The sequence below is a fragment of the Microbacterium sp. KUDC0406 genome (assembly GCF_021582875.1).
GTDB lineage: Bacteria > Actinomycetota > Actinomycetes > Actinomycetales > Microbacteriaceae > Microbacterium.
This window is the reverse complement of the sequence record NZ_CP091138.1, coordinates 1-14,295: the sequence shown is the minus strand read 5'-3', so window position 1 is coordinate 14,295 and position 14,295 is coordinate 1. Positions and strand designations below refer to the sequence as shown.

At 63.5% G+C, this 14,295-nt stretch carries 9 protein-coding genes and 3 rRNA genes; 5 read left to right on the top strand and 7 right to left on the bottom strand.

The genetic code is table 11. The features are described 5' to 3' along the window. The first annotated feature begins 78 nt into the window (after positions 1-78). Positions 79-1,539: a cardiolipin synthase gene (cls, locus tag L2X99_RS00060; RefSeq protein WP_236125589.1), complete on the top strand. Its 1,461-nt coding sequence runs from the start codon at positions 79-81 to the stop codon at positions 1,537-1,539. A 9-nt stretch (positions 1,540-1,548) separates the two neighbouring features. On the opposite strand, the gene L2X99_RS00055 is transcribed toward cls, so the two are convergent. After that, positions 1,549-2,877, bottom strand: a complete 1,329-nt coding sequence (locus L2X99_RS00055; protein WP_236125590.1) for a D-alanyl-D-alanine carboxypeptidase family protein — start codon at positions 2,875-2,877, stop codon at positions 1,549-1,551. Between the two features lie 158 nt (positions 2,878-3,035). Here L2X99_RS00055 and L2X99_RS00050 point away from each other — a divergent pair, with 158 nt between their 5' ends. Genes L2X99_RS00050 through L2X99_RS00040 form a run of 3 tightly spaced genes read left to right on the top strand, consistent with a single transcriptional unit; the run spans position 3,036 to position 5,087 of the window. Beyond that, a complete protein-coding gene (locus L2X99_RS00050) occupies positions 3,036-3,404 on the top strand; it encodes a DUF6264 family protein (RefSeq protein ID WP_236125591.1) in 369 nt (122 codons plus the stop codon). A gap of 28 nt (positions 3,405-3,432) precedes the next feature. Next, positions 3,433-3,852 carry a pilus assembly protein CpaE gene (locus L2X99_RS00045; RefSeq protein WP_236125592.1) on the top strand — a complete coding sequence of 140 codons (420 nt, stop codon included), beginning with the start codon at positions 3,433-3,435 and terminating at the stop codon, positions 3,850-3,852. Between the two features lie 53 nt (positions 3,853-3,905). Next, positions 3,906-5,087 (top strand): FAD-binding domain, encoded by a 1,182-nt coding sequence (locus L2X99_RS00040; RefSeq protein ID WP_236135477.1) that lies wholly within the window; start codon positions 3,906-3,908, stop codon positions 5,085-5,087. Between the two features lie 6 nt (positions 5,088-5,093). Here the strand turns inward: L2X99_RS00040 and L2X99_RS00035 are convergent, their stop codons facing one another. Together L2X99_RS00035 and fdxA are read right to left on the bottom strand one after the other, a co-directional pair. Continuing rightward, on the bottom strand, positions 5,094-5,606 hold the full coding sequence (locus L2X99_RS00035; protein ID WP_236126787.1) for a flavin reductase family protein: 513 nt from the start codon (positions 5,604-5,606) through the stop codon (positions 5,094-5,096). Positions 5,607-5,617: 11 nt separating this feature from the next. Further along, a complete protein-coding gene (gene fdxA, locus L2X99_RS00030) occupies positions 5,618-5,944 on the bottom strand; it encodes a ferredoxin (RefSeq protein WP_236135476.1) in 327 nt (108 codons plus the stop codon). 81 nt (positions 5,945-6,025) lie between these two features. On the opposite strand from fdxA, the gene soxR reads away from it, so the two are divergent. Next, positions 6,026-6,493, top strand: coding sequence for a redox-sensitive transcriptional activator SoxR (soxR, locus tag L2X99_RS00025; protein ID WP_236125594.1), 468 nt, complete (start codon positions 6,026-6,028; stop codon positions 6,491-6,493). A gap of 90 nt (positions 6,494-6,583) precedes the next feature. Here soxR and L2X99_RS00020 read toward each other — a convergent pair whose 3' ends face one another. From L2X99_RS00020 to L2X99_RS00005, 4 genes are all read right to left on the bottom strand, one after another. Beyond that, a complete protein-coding gene (locus tag L2X99_RS00020) occupies positions 6,584-8,257 on the bottom strand; it encodes an acyl-CoA dehydrogenase (RefSeq protein WP_236135888.1) in 1,674 nt (557 codons plus the stop codon). Between the two features lie 484 nt (positions 8,258-8,741). After that, positions 8,742-8,858 (bottom strand): 5S ribosomal RNA (rrf, locus tag L2X99_RS00015). Positions 8,859-8,962: 104 nt separating this feature from the next. After that, positions 8,963-12,066, bottom strand: a 23S ribosomal RNA gene (locus L2X99_RS00010). Positions 12,067-12,417: 351 nt separating this feature from the next. Further along, positions 12,418-13,942: ribosomal RNA gene (locus L2X99_RS00005) — 16S ribosomal RNA — on the bottom strand. The 16S, 23S and 5S rRNA genes sit together here, the layout of an rRNA operon. Between the last annotated feature and the right edge of the window lie 353 nt (positions 13,943-14,295).

The following is a 14,295-nucleotide window of genomic DNA, read 5'->3' as shown; positions in this document are numbered from 1 at the left end:
CCGCCCGCGCCGGATGAGCTTCACGGACCGGCGAGCCCCGACGTGCCACACTGAAGCATCCCAGCCCGAAGGAAACGCATGTCCGCACTCTTCTCCGCCAACCTGATCTGGACGATCGTGGCGATCGCCGCGCTCGCGATCAACGTGCTCGCGCTGATCTACATCCCGCGCGGCCGCAAGCCCACGGCGGCGATGGCCTGGCTGCTGCTGATCTTCCTGGTCCCGTTCATCGGCGTGGGGCTGTACCTGCTGATCGGCAACTTCCGACTGCCGAAGAAGCGGCAGGACGAGCAGTCTCGCATCACGTCGATGATCAAGGAGGAGGCCGGCGACCATGTCGACGTCGAGGCCCCGCGCTGGCTGCAGCGCGTCGCCATGCAGAACCACGCGCTGACCGGCCTGCCGGTCGTCGGCGACTCGTCGGCCGAGCTGATCGACGACTACCAGGGCTCGATCGACGCGATGGCCGCGGCGATCGACACGGCCAAGGCCTACGTGCACGTCGAGTTCTACATCGCCGCCTGGGATGACACGACCCGCGGCTTCTTCGCCGCCATGGAGCGGGCAGTGCAGCGGGGCGTCACCGTGCGACTGCTGGCCGACTACATCTCCTCCCGCAAGATCCCGAAGTCGGAGGAGACCTTCGCCGAGCTCGACCGCATCGGCGTGACCTGGTCATGGATGCTGCCGTTCCGCCCGTTCAAAGGCCAGTACCAGCGTCCCGATCTGCGCAACCATCGCAAGCTCGTCGTCGTCGACGGTGCGGTCGGCTTCGTGGGGTCACAGAACCTCATCTCGCGCGACTACAACGCCGAGAAGAACATCAAGCGCGGGCTGATGTGGCAGGAGCTCGTCTCGCGCGTCGAGGGCCCGGTCGTCGCGCAGGTGGACGCCGTGTTCCTCTCGGACTGGCTGATCGAGACCGGCGAGGACCTCTCCGCGGTCGAGCGGGTGCCGGCATCCGCCGTTCCGAAGCCTGCCGCGGGCGACCTGCACTGCCAGATGGTGCCCAGCGGTCCGGCCTACGGCACCGAGAACAACCTGCGGATGTTCCTGTCGCTGATCCACGGAGCGACCGAGAAGGTCATCCTGACCAGCCCCTACTTCGTGCCCGACGAGGCGATGATCTACGCGATCACGACCGCCTGCCAGCGCGGCCTCGACGTGCAGCTGTTCGTGTCGGAGCTCGGCGACCAGGGCATGGTCTATCACGCCCAGAGGTCGTACTACGAGACGCTGCTGCGCGCCGGGGTGCGCATCTTCCTGTACCCGGCGCCGTACATCCTGCACGCGAAGCACTTCTCGATCGACGACGACATCGCCGTGATCGGGTCGAGCAACATGGACATCCGCTCGTTCAGCCTGAACTCCGAGATGTCGCTGCTGGTGCGCGGCGAGTCGTTCGTGGCGCAGATGCGCGAGGTCGAGCAGAAGTACCGGGTCGCCGGCCGCGAGCTCACCCTCGAGGAGTGGCTGCGCGAGCCCGCGAAGTCCACCTTCCTGGACGGGGTGTTCCGGCTGACGTCGGCGCTGAACTGAGCCGGAGACTCATTCCGCGCCGAGCAGGCGGGGGTGGGTCAGCCGCCACCATTCGTCGGGCTGGCCGATCGTGCCCTCCAGACGGATGTCTGACGTGGTCGTGTTCGGGCCGGCGGTCCAGGTGATGCTGCCGACGACCTCGCCATCGGCAAAGGTCTTCGGCGTCTCGATCTTCATGCTCACCTCGATCGGCGTGTCCGACCAGGTGAGCAGAGAGGCGCTCGAGGGGATCACCATCCGGGCCTCATCGCCCCACGCCGTCTCCAGGTGCCCGACGACCTGACCGCTGCTGGCCACCTCGACCTGATCGAAGCCCTCACGGATGCTCGCGAGCAGTGTCCGCACGTTGTCGTCGACCGCCCCACCTGTCGCGCCGCCGAGGACGACGCCGACCACTTGCAGCGGCTCGCCGATGCCGACGTTCATCGATGCCGTGTAGAGCAGGTTGTGCGAGCCCGTGCCGAGGTTGCCGGTCTTGAGCCCCGTGACACCCTCGACGCCGAGCAGGTTGTTGGTGTTCGAGAAACCGCCGATGCTCGGGATCTCGATCGACGTCTGCGTGGCGATGGCGGCGATCGCCGGGTGCGCCGCGGCCAGCCGCCCCAGCGCGATGAGATCGCTGGGAGTGCTGGTGTTCTGCGGGCTGATGCCGGTCGGCTCGACGATCCCGGTGCTGTTCAGACCGTTCTTCGCGAGCCACTTCCTGGCCGCGCTGAGGAACGCCCCGCGCGAGCCGAACGCCCAGGTGGAGACGGCGTCCGCGTAGTTGCTCGCCGACGGGACGAGCATCATGGCGATCGCGTCGTGCTCCGACATCGAGCTGCCGGTGGGCATGGCCGCGATCGTCGCGCCCTTCACGTAGTACTGGTCGTACAGGTCGTGGTCGGCCTTGCTGAATCGGATCGTGGGGCCGGGATCGGTGGCGTTCGCGAGCGGCTTCCGCTCGAGCACGACGAGTGCGGTGATGAGCTTGCTGATGCTCGCCATCGGACGCGGGTCGTTCGTGCCGCTCTCGGCCCAGATACCGGGGGTCTTGCCGAGGTACTCCTCGGCACCGGAGAGGCTGAGCGCGGAGGCGGCCACCTCGGTCGGCACCGCGATCACCGCCGCCGGGGTGGTCGGCGGGTCGGGCGTGTGCGACGAGGAGGTCGGCGCAGGCAGCGGAGCGTTCAGCGCCCACCAGACGTACCCGCCGGCGCTGCCGAGGGCCAGCACGAGGATGATCGCGATGATCAGCAGAGCAGCCCGCCCGCCGCGGCCGCGGGCAGCGCGGGCCGCCTCGGTCGAGCTCTGTGGTCCTTGGAACAGCCCGGCCAGGTCGGCGAGGTCGTCTGTCACGTCGTCGTGTGTCTTGATGGCTCCCCCAGCGCAGATCGATCTGATCACATCATGCCGCGTTCTCCGTCGGTTCGCGGAGCTTTCCCGCATGCGGCGCGTGCCGTCCTTCCCTGATGTCCGGATGCCGCGCCGCTAGGCTCCCACACGGGGGCAGACGAATGAGCGACGAGGCACACACCCAGGAGCGGGCGCCCAGCCGCGCCGTGAGCAGAATCGGGGCAGGCCTCGGCTACCTGCTCGTTCAGGTGGTCGCCTCGTACGCCGCATACATGATTCTCGTCATGCAAGCCCTGAGCATCGCCGGGTGCAGCGACCAGTGCGACTACGACCTGGTCGCTGCGAGCATGCAGGTGCAGATCTGGGCCAGCGCACTGCTCTGGATCCTGGCCGTGATCGGTGTCACCTGGCGTTCCCTGCTCGGCAGGTCGAGCTGGTGGGTGCCGGTCGTCGGCATCGGCGCCGTCGCGCTGCTGACGATCGTCACGTGCATTGCCGTGGACATCGCCACTCCCATGCTTGACAGATAGGGAAGCCCTGAACGGATAGCGTGGGGAGATGATCTCCCGCGAACTCGCGCGAGCCCTGCGCGATGGCGGCCTCATCTGGCATCCCGCCGAGGGCGACCGCTTCCAGCTCGACCTGCCGGATGAGGTCGAGCTCGAGGCGGAGGCCGATGTCTTCACGGTGAGTGCGATGACGATCGAGGCGCGCCCGGCGACCGGCGGCACGAACCTCGCCTTCAACGGCACGACCGAGTGGGCGCTGGATGCCGTGGCCGTCGCCGATGCCGTCTGGCTCCCGCGTGAGGATCAGTTGCGCGACCTGCTGCGCGGCACGTTCCGCCGTCTCATCCGGCTCGAGGACGCCTTTCAGGTCGAGGTCGAGATCACCGGCGAACGGCTGCTGTTCGAGCATCCGGATCCCTCCGAGGCCTACGGCCGAGCACTGCTGGAGTTGATCTCGCGCTCGCGGTGACTCGGGGCGTAGCCTCGGACTCATACGCCTCATCGTGGCCAGAGGACATTCTCATGCGGATTCTCATCGTCGGCGCCGGGATCGCCGGCCCCACACTCGCGTACTGGCTGGCCAGGACCGGGCACGAACCGACGATCGTCGAACGGGCCCCGCAGCTGCGTGAGGGCGGCTATGTCGTCGACTTCTGGGGCACCGGCTACGACGTGGCCGAACGCATGGGCATAGTGCCGAGGCTGCTCGATGAGGGATACCGGTTCCGCGAGCTGCGCGAGGTCGACAGCCGGGGGCGGCGCGTGTCACATCTGGATCCACTGCGCCTGATCGATGCCGCACACGGACGGTACGTCTCGATCGCCCGCTCCGATCTGGCCCGGGCGATCTACGACGCGGTGCCGGGCGGCGTCGAGACGATCTTCGACGACACGGTGACGCAGCTGCACGACGATGGGCACCGGGTCCAGGTCGAGTTCCTGCATGCGCCGCCCCGGGAATTCGACCTCGTGATCGGCGCCGACGGGCTGCATTCCCGCGTGCGGACGCTGTCGTTCGACCCGGAGCAGCAGGTCGAGCGATACCTCGGCATCACGGTCGCGGCCTTCGACATTCCGGGATACCGGCCGAGAGACGAGCTGGTCGCGGTGACGCACACGGAGGTCGGAGCGCAGGCTCTGCGCATCGCACTGCGCGACGATTCGACGATGGTCTGCTTCATGTTCCGTCACGAGGGCGATCTGCCGCTCGACGACGTCGAAGCGCAGCAGACGCTGCTGCGCGGGCGCTTGGGCGGCATGGGCTGGGAGGTGCCCGAGATCCTCGATCGGATGCAGGCGGCCGGCACCTTCTACATGGATCGCGCCAGTCAGATCCGCCTGCCGACCTGGTCACATGGACGGATCGCGCTCGTCGGCGACGCCGCGGCCTGTCCGTCTCTGCTGGCAGGGCAGGGGTCGGCCCTGGCCATGGTCGAGGCCTACGTGCTCGCCATGGCGTTGCAGGACGCGCAGGGCGATCACGCGGCGGCCTTCGCCGCCTGGGAGCAGCGACTCGCCGCGGTCGTGCGCGGCAAGCAGGACGCTGCGATCGGCCTCGGAGCAGCTTTCGCCCCGCGGAATCGCATGCAGCTCTGGCTGCGCAACGGCGTGCTCGGGCTCATGGGCATCCCGTTCATCGCGAACCTCGCGATGGGCCGCAGCCTGCGCGACCCGATCGACCTGCCGCCGGTCCCCGCGACGTGACCGACGTCAGTCGGCGTGCGGGAGCGCGTGGAACGCGCGGTCGACGTAGACCAGTGGGCGGCCCTCGTCGCCGAAGAGCACCTCGACGACCTCGGCGATGACGACGGTCGATGCCCCGACCGGCACCGTCTGCAGCGGTCGGCATCGCAGCGCGACACGGGCGGCGGGCAGATGCGGCTCACCCGTGGGAAGGATGTCCCAGCCCTGCTCGGGCGTGAACCGCTCTGCCCCGCTCACGGCGAAGCTCTGCGCGAGCGCGGAGTGCTCGTCGTCGATGAGATGCACGACGAAACCGTCCGCGGCGAGGATCGCGCCGGCGCTGCCGGTCGCGCGCGTGACCGAGAAGACGATCGCCGCAGGGTCGACAGCCACCGAGGCGACACTCGACGCGGTCAGGCCCACCGGGCCCGTCGGTGTCATGGCCGTGATGATCGCGACCCCGGCGGGATGCCGGCGGAAGGCGGCCTTCATGGCCTCGCCCACCTCGGAAGGGACGGGCGCTCCCGGCTTCAGGACCATCGTCGGCGCGCTCACTCAGCCACCGCTTGCGGGGGAAGGGCGGCGATCACGGGGTGGTCGAAGTCGTACGCCCCGACCTTCGCCGCGCCACCCGGCGAGCCGATCTCGTCGAAGAACTCGACGTTGGCCTTGTAGTAGTCGGCCCATTCCTCGGGCAGGTCATCCTCGTAGAAGATCGCCTCGACCGGACAGACAGGTTCGCAGGCCCCGCAGTCCACGCACTCGTCGGGGTGGATGTACAGCGATCGCTCGCCCTCGTAGATGCAGTCCACCGGACACTCGTCGACGCAGGCTCTGTCCTTGACGTCGACGCATGGCAGTGCGATCACGTAGGTCATCGGAGGAGGTTCTTCACTCGGGTCACAGTTCCAGCGTAAAACCTCAAGTAACCTTGAGGTCAAATCGAGCGAAAGTTCCTGATGACCACAGAGCCCGCGCACACCCCGGACGACCCGCTGACCATCGGCGAGATGAGCCGTCGCACCGGCGTCGCACCGTCGGCACTGCACTTCTACGAGAGTCTCGGCCTGATCGCCTCGACCCGTACGCCGGGCAATCAGCGGCGCTATGCCCGGCACATGCTGCGCCGGGTCTCGCTGATCACCGTCGCGAAGAACCTCGGCCTGCCGCTGTCCGAGGTGAAGGACGCGTTCGCCGACGTCCCGCTCACTCGGACGCCGACCCACACGGAGTGGGCCCGCGCATCGCGACGCTGGAAGCGCGAGCTCGAGAAGCGGCGCGAGGGCATCGAACGCCTGGAGCGCGAACTCACCGGATGCATCGGCTGCGGATGTCTGTCGATGCGGGCCTGCGGACTGCTGAACCCCGACGACGCGCTCGGCACGCGGGGCGCCGGCGCGCTGCGTCTGCAGGACGACGCGGGCTGAGCGCCGCGGCCGGGTCGCCCCGAGGACACGACGAAGGCCGCAGACCCGAGAGACTCGGAGCCACGGCCTTCGTTCGTCTGGGGCGACCTGTCATGCGATCTCGCCGGCCGCGACCGTCTCGGCGAGCATGTGCACGCGGGGCAGGTGGTGGGCGCCGTAGAAGTCGGCGGACACCAGCCGCGCGGCATCCGCAGCATCCTGCGTGTCATGCGCGAGCACCGCGGTCACGGCGAGGCCGTGCATCCAACCGCCGGCGAGCGTGCCGAGCAGCATGAGGTACGGCACGCTGACGCCGTAGGCGTCGCGGGTCTGGCCGAAACCGAGCAGCGCGGCGGTGGCCGTGCGAGCCGACGCGATCGCGCGCTCGAGGCGATCCGCGGTGCGCGCGGCGACGGCGTCATCCAGGCCGCGCAGGGCGGTGACGGTCTGCTCGATCTGCGCGAACAGCTCCTCGGCGGTCGCGCCGCCGTTGCGGATCACCTTGCGGCCGATCAGGTCGTTCGACTGGATCGCAGTCGTGCCCTCGTAGATCGGCATGATCCGGGCATCCCGATAATGCTGTGCGACACCGGTCTCCTCGATGAAGCCCATGCCGCCGTGCACCTGGATCGCGTCGCTGGTCAGTGCGACGGCGTCCTCGGTCGCCCAGCCCTTCAGGATCGGCACGAAGAATTCAGCCAGAGCGCCCGTGCCGTCGGTCTCGGCGCGGTCGAACAGGTCGCCGAGGTACACGCCCAGCGCGCGCATCGCGAAGACGCGGCTCTGCATCGAGAGCAGCAGGCGGCGAACGTCGGGGTGCTCGGCGATGGGAGCGCCCGCAGGGCGGTCGAGCACGCCGCCCTGACGGCGCTCGTCGGCGTACGCGGCTGCCTGCTGGTAGGCGCGATCCGAGATGCCGGTGGCCTGGAACCCCATGCCCGCGCGGGCGGAGTTCATCATCACGAACATGCCGGCCAGTCCCCCGCCGACCTCGCCGACGAGGTGGCCTGTGGCGTCCTCATAGGCGAGCACGCAGGTAGGACTGCCGTGGATGCCGAGCTTGTGCTCGATCGATGCGGTGGTGACGGCATTGCGCTCACCGGGCCCGCCTGCGGCGTCAGGAAGGAACTTCGGCACGACGAACAGCGACAGCCCCTTGGCGCCGGCCGGGGCATCCGGGGTGCGCGCGAGCACGAGGTGCACGATGTTCGGCGCGACGTCGTGGTCACCCCAGGTGATGAAGATCTTCTGGCCGCTGATGCCCCACGAGCCATCCGGTCGCGGCGTCGCCATGGTGCGGATCGCTCCCAGGTCGGTGCCGGCCTCGGGCTCAGTGAGGTTCATCGTGCCGGTCCACTCGCCGGATACCAGCCTGGTCAGGTACGTCTCGCGGATCTCATCGGATGCCGCGGCGTCCAGCGCGTGGATCTGGCCGGCCGAGAGCAGCCAGCACAGCGCGAAGGCCGCGTTCGAGCCATTCCAGATCTCGCCGAGTCCGGCGCGGATCGAGCCGGGCAGGCCGTCGCCGCCCGCAGACTCGGGGGCCTCGGCGGTGACCCACCCGGCCTCGGCGAAGGCCTGATACGCCTCGGCGAATCCGGCAGGAAGGTGCACCTGGCCGTCTTCGAGACGGGCGCCCTCGCGGTCGCCGACGGTCTCGAGCGGCGCGAGGACGGATGCCGCGAACTCACCGGCACCCGCGACGATCTCGGTGGCGTCCTCGGCGCTGAATGCGCCGCCGGTGCCCCGCGCGACCAGGTCGAGGCCGAAGGCCTCGCCGAACAGGAACGCGTAGTCCGAGACCGGGGGATGTAGTCGGATGCCATCAGGACTCCATTCTGCGATACCGCAAGGGTGACACTGAGGATCAGTCTAGCCGGGATCGAGTTTCACCGAAAGCGGAATCGGCCGACGAGAGAGCCCAGGAACGGAGTCGGGCGCTGCCGAGACCAGGAAGACGGTCCACGGCAGCGCCCGCAGGAGTTGGAGTCAGATCAGCGGCTCGCGCCCTTGCGAGGCTTGATGAACGTCTCCGGCTCCCGTTTTGCGCGCTTCTCCGCCCTCTTCTCCTTGAGCGAGAGCTGAGGCGTCTTCTTTCCTGCGCGTGACTGCGGCGTCTTTCCAGACATGATTTTCGCTTCCCCTTCTGATGGCTGGCGTAACCATCGACCATAGCCCGCCCGCAGGGGAAGTCAAATCACGGGTGCGTTGAGGGTGCGTTAACGCGAAAGAGCCACCCTGCTTTGGGTGGCTCTTTCGTTTAGAAGGAGTTCGGCGGTGTCCTACTCTCCCACAGGGTCCCCCCTGCAGTACCATCGGCGCTGTGAGGCTTAGCTTCCGGGTTCGGAATGTGACCGGGCGTTTCCCTCACGCTATGGCCGCCGAAACACTATTGACGTTTCAAGCAACACAACGTGTGTGTTGTTTGGGTTCCGACCGTACGTCGAGAACCACAAAGTGGACGCGTTCATCTCGCAGAAGAACAAGAGTGTTATCAAGTCGTCGGCTTATTAGTACCAGTCAGCTGCACACGTTGCCGTGCTTCCACATCTGGCCTATCAACCCAGTAGTCTGGCTGGGAGCCTCTCCACCCGAAGGTGATGGAAGTCTCATCTTGAGGCCGGCTTCCCGCTTAGATGCTTTCAGCGGTTATCCATCCCGAACGTAGCTAACCAGCGGTGCTCCTGGCGGAACAACTGGCACACCAGAGGTTCGTCCAACCCGGTCCTCTCGTACTAGGGTCAGATCCTCTCAAACTTCCTACGCGCGCAGCGGATAGGGACCGAACTGTCTCACGACGTTCTAAACCCAGCTCGCGTACCGCTTTAATGGGCGAACAGCCCAACCCTTGGGACCTACTCCAGCCCCAGGATGCGACGAGCCGACATCGAGGTGCCAAACCATGCCGTCGATATGGACTCTTGGGCAAGATCAGCCTGTTATCCCCGAGGTACCTTTTATCCGTTGAGCGACAGCGCTTCCACAAGCCACTGCCGGATCACTAGTCCCGACTTTCGTCCCTGCTCGACCTGTCAGTCTCACAGTCAAGCTCCCTTGTGCACTTACACTCGCCACCTGATTGCCAACCAGGTTGAGGGAACCTTTGGGCGCCTCCGTTACTTTTTGGGAGGCAACCGCCCCAGTTAAACTACCCACCAGGCACTGTCCCTGAACCGGATCACGGTTCGAAGTTAGATATCCAGAGTGACCAGAGTGGTATTTCAACAATGACTCCACGAATACTGGCGTACCCGCTTCATAGTCTCCCACCTATCCTACACAAGCCACACCGAACACCAATACCAAGCTGTAGTAAAGGTCACGGGGTCTTTCCGTCCTGCTGCGCGTAACGAGCATCTTTACTCGTAATGCAATTTCGCCGAGTTCGCGGTTGAGACAGTTGGGAAGTCGTTACGCCATTCGTGCAGGTCGGAACTTACCCGACAAGGAATTTCGCTACCTTAGGATGGTTATAGTTACCACCGCCGTTTACTGGGGCTTAAATTCTCAGCTTCGCCACAAGTGGCTAACCGGTCCTCTTAACCTTCCAGCACCGGGCAGGCGTCAGTCCGTATACATCGACTTGCGTCTTCGCACGGACCTGTGTTTTTAGTAAACAGTCGCTACCCACTAGTCTCTGCGGCCACCACACCCTTTCCCCAGCAAGTGGGTATAAGTGGGTGGCCCCCCTTCTCCCGAAGTTACGGGGGCATTTTGCCGAGTTCCTTAACCACGATTCTCTCGATCTCCTTGGTATTCTCTACCTGACCACCTGAGTCGGTTTGGGGTACGGGCGGCTGGAACCTCGCGTCGATGCTTTTCTCGGCAGCATAGGATCACCCACTTTTCATCCGCATCGTGTCTCACCCTGCATGAGCGACGGATTTGCCTATCGCTCGGGCTACGCACTTGCACCAGGACAACCATCGCCTGGCATGGGCTACCTTCCTGCGTCACACCTGTTAATACGCTCACTCCACCAGATGGGGTCGCATGCCGCCACACGATCGTCCCCGAAGGGATCCCCGTGTCTTGGGATGCTTAGCACTCCTGACTTCGTGTGGGCGGTTCTTCGCCGGTACGGGAATATCAACCCGTTGTCCATCGACTACGCCTGTCGGCCTCGCCTTAGGTCCCGACTTACCCAGGGAAGATTAGCTTGACCCTGGAACCCTTGGTCTTCCGGAGGACGTGTTTCTCACACGTCTTTCGCTACTCATGCCTGCATTCTCACTCGTGTGGCGTCCACGGCTGGATCACTCCGCCGCTTCACCCGCCACACGACGCTCTCCTACCCATCAACACGGCTGGACCACGAAGGCCTACCAAAAATGTCAATGCCACAACTTCGGTGGCGTGCTTGAGCCCCGTTACATTGTCGGCGCGGAATCACTTGACCAGTGAGCTATTACGCACTCTTTCAAGGGTGGCTGCTTCTAAGCCAACCTCCTGGTTGTCTAAGCAACTCCACATCCTTTTCCACTTAGCACGCGCTTAGGGACCTTAGATGGTGGTCTGGGTTGTTTCCCTCTCGACTATGAAGCTTATCCCCCACAGTCTCACTGCTGCGCTCTCACTTACCGGCATTCGGAGTTTGGCTGACGTCAGTAACCTGGTCGGGCCCATCGGCCATCCAGTAGCTCTACCTCCGGCAAGAAACACGCAACGCTGCACCTAAATGCATTTCGGAGAGAACCAGCTATCACGAAGTTTGATTGGCCTTTCACCCCTATCCACAGCTCATCCCCTCAGTTTTCAACCTAAGTGGGTTCGGCCCTCCACGACGTCTTACCGTCGCTTCAGCCTGGCCATGGATAGATCACTTCGCTTCGGGTCTAGGACATGCGACTGAATCGCCCTATTCAGACTCGCTTTCGCTACGGCTACCCCACACGGGTTAACCTCGCCACATATCACTAACTCGCAGGCTCATTCTTCAAAAGGCACGCTGTCACCCCTACCATGGAGGCTCCAACGGTTTGTAAGCAAACGGTTTCAGGTACTATTTCACTCCCCTCCCGGGGTACTTTTCACCTTTCCCTCACGGTACTTGTCCGCTATCGGTCATCTGGGAGTATTTAGGCTTATCAGGTGGTCCTGACAGATTCACACGGGATTTCACGGGCCCCGTGCTACTTGGGATCCCCTCCACGCTGCACCAAGCATTTCGACTACGGGGCTGGCACCCACTATGGCCGGCCTTTCAAGACCGTTCGTCTACACTCGCGCATCACGCCCACTGTTCGGCAGAACAATAAGGAGGGTCCCACAACCCCGCTCCTGCAACCCCTGCCGGGTATCACACAGAAGCGGTTTAGCCTCATCCGCTTTCGCTCGCCACTACTCACGGAATCACATGTTGTTTTCTCTTCCTGCGGGTACTGAGATGTTTCACTTCCCCGCGTTCCCTCTACCCGCCCTATATATTCAGACGGGAGTCACCAGGTCGCACAAACGCCTGGCGGGGTTTCCCCATTCGGACACCCTCGGATCAAAACTCGCTTATCAGTTCCCCGAGGCTTATCGCAGATTGCTACGTCCTTCTTCGGCTCCAGATGCCAAGGCATCCACCGTTTGCTCTTAAAGACTTGAAATCACATGAGATAGGCCAACGCCAGGAAAAGCGTTGACCCGGTTTTCTTTAAGATGCTCGCGTCCACTGTGTAGTTCTCAAAGTACGGGCGGTCCCCCACCCCGAAACCAACCGGCAACAGAAGTAAGGGCCTAGAGGTACGGTTCAGCCCGAAGGCCGGCCCGGTCCCTCAGGACCCAACAGCGTGCAGCCACCACATCCCCGCAGCATCCCGTTCCCACTGCCGAAGCAGCGTACTGAGAACACCACGCATCCGTGATGGCATGTCAAATGTTCCACCCATGAGCCCCAGCGAAGAACGTGTGCCTTCGTACTGGGTTCTGGACACCCGGAGGTGTCAGATGCTCCTTAGAAAGGAGGTGATCCAGCCGCACCTTCCGGTACGGCTACCTTGTTACGACTTAGTCCTAATTACCGATCCCACCTTCGACGGCTCCCTCCACAAGGGTTAGGCCACCGGCTTCAGGTGTTACCGACTTTCATGACTTGACGGGCGGTGTGTACAAGACCCGGGAACGTATTCACCGCAGCGTTGCTGATCTGCGATTACTAGCGACTCCGACTTCACGTAGTCGAGTTGCAGACTACGATCCGAACTGGGACCGGCTTTTTGGGATTCGCTCCACCTCACGGTATCGCAGCCCATTGTACCGGCCATTGTAGCATGCGTGAAGCCCAAGACATAAGGGGCATGATGATTTGACGTCATCCCCACCTTCCTCCGAGTTGACCCCGGCAGTATCCCATGAGTTCCCACCATTACGTGCTGGCAACATAGAACGAGGGTTGCGCTCGTTGCGGGACTTAACCCAACATCTCACGACACGAGCTGACGACAACCATGCACCACCTGTTCACCAGTGTCCAAAGAGTCCCCCATTTCTGGGGTGTTCTGATGTATGTCAAGCCTTGGTAAGGTTCTTCGCGTTGCATCGAATTAATCCGCATGCTCCGCCGCTTGTGCGGGTCCCCGTCAATTCCTTTGAGTTTTAGCCTTGCGGCCGTACTCCCCAGGCGGGGAACTTAATGCGTTAGCTGCGTCACGGAATCCGTGGAAAGGACCCCACAACTAGTTCCCAACGTTTACGGGGTGGACTACCAGGGTATCTAAGCCTGTTTGCTCCCCACCCTTTCGCTCCTCAGCGTCAGTTACGGCCCAGAGATCTGCCTTCGCCATCGGTGTTCCTCCTGATATCTGCGCATTCCACCGCTACACCAGGAATTCCAATCTCCCCTACCGCACTCAAGTCTGCCCGTACCCACCGCAAGCCTCAGGTTGAGCCTGAGGATTTCACGGCAGACGCGACAAACCGCCTACGAGCTCTTTACGCCCAATAATTCCGGATAACGCTTGCACCCTACGTATTACCGCGGCTGCTGGCACGTAGTTAGCCGGTGCTTTTTCTGCAGGTACCGTCACTTTCGCTTCTTCCCTGCTAAAAGAGGTTTACAACCCGAAGGCCGTCATCCCTCACGCGGCGTTGCTGCATCAGGCTTCCGCCCATTGTGCAATATTCCCCACTGCTGCCTCCCGTAGGAGTCTGGGCCGTGTCTCAGTCCCAGTGTGGCCGGTCACCCTCTCAGGCCGGCTACCCGTCGACGCCTTGGTGAGCCATTACCCCACCAACAAGCTGATAGGCCGCGAGCCCATCCCCAACCAAAAAATCTTTCCAACCACAGACCATGCGGCCATGGCACATATCCAGTATTAGACACCGTTTCCAGCGCTTATCCCAGAGTCAGGGGCAGGTTGCTCACGTGTTACTCACCCGTTCGCCACTAATCCACCCCTGCAAGCAGGGGCTTCATCGTTCGACTTGCATGTGTTAAGCACGCCGCCAGCGTTCATCCTGAGCCAGGATCAAACTCTCCGTAAAAAACAGATGCAAACCCATCCACCGGGAAAACGGCGAACAGGCAGCGAGTTCAACCATGACCAAAAAACGAACATCATTGCTGACATCCATATAAATTGATCCAAAGGAATCTCACCCTGCCGAAGCAGAGTCGAGGTTATTTGGCATTTGACAAGTGCACGCTGTTGAGTTCTCAAGGATCGGACGCACCTGAAGTCGGGTCTCGCGACCGTCTCAACAGAGCAGGTGATCTCTTCCACATCCGTGGCACGTGTGCCGTTCACTCGGGAGTGAACTGGAGGTGGTGTGTCCGCCGCTTGGAGGGGAGCTGGGCCTTCCGGCCTTTCGCTCAACCGCTTGGGGCGAACAGGTAA

Excerpts from the sequence above, each read along its gene's own strand:
- L2X99_RS00045 (WP_236125592.1), top strand. The coding sequence starts at position 3,433 with ATGATCTCCCGCGAACTCGCGCGAGCCCTGCGCGATGGCGGCCTCATC.
- L2X99_RS00035 (WP_236126787.1), bottom strand. The coding sequence starts at position 5,606 with ATGGTCCTGAAGCCGGGAGCGCCCGTCCCTTCCGAGGTGGGCGAGGCC.
- soxR (WP_236125594.1), top strand. The coding sequence starts at position 6,026 with ATGACCACAGAGCCCGCGCACACCCCGGACGACCCGCTGACCATCGGC.
- L2X99_RS00040 (WP_236135477.1), top strand. The coding sequence starts at position 3,906 with ATGCGGATTCTCATCGTCGGCGCCGGGATCGCCGGCCCCACACTCGCG.
- fdxA (WP_236135476.1), bottom strand. The coding sequence starts at position 5,944 with ATGACCTACGTGATCGCACTGCCATGCGTCGACGTCAAGGACAGAGCC.
- L2X99_RS00050 (WP_236125591.1), top strand. The coding sequence starts at position 3,036 with ATGAGCGACGAGGCACACACCCAGGAGCGGGCGCCCAGCCGCGCCGTG.
- cls (WP_236125589.1), top strand. The coding sequence starts at position 79 with ATGTCCGCACTCTTCTCCGCCAACCTGATCTGGACGATCGTGGCGATC.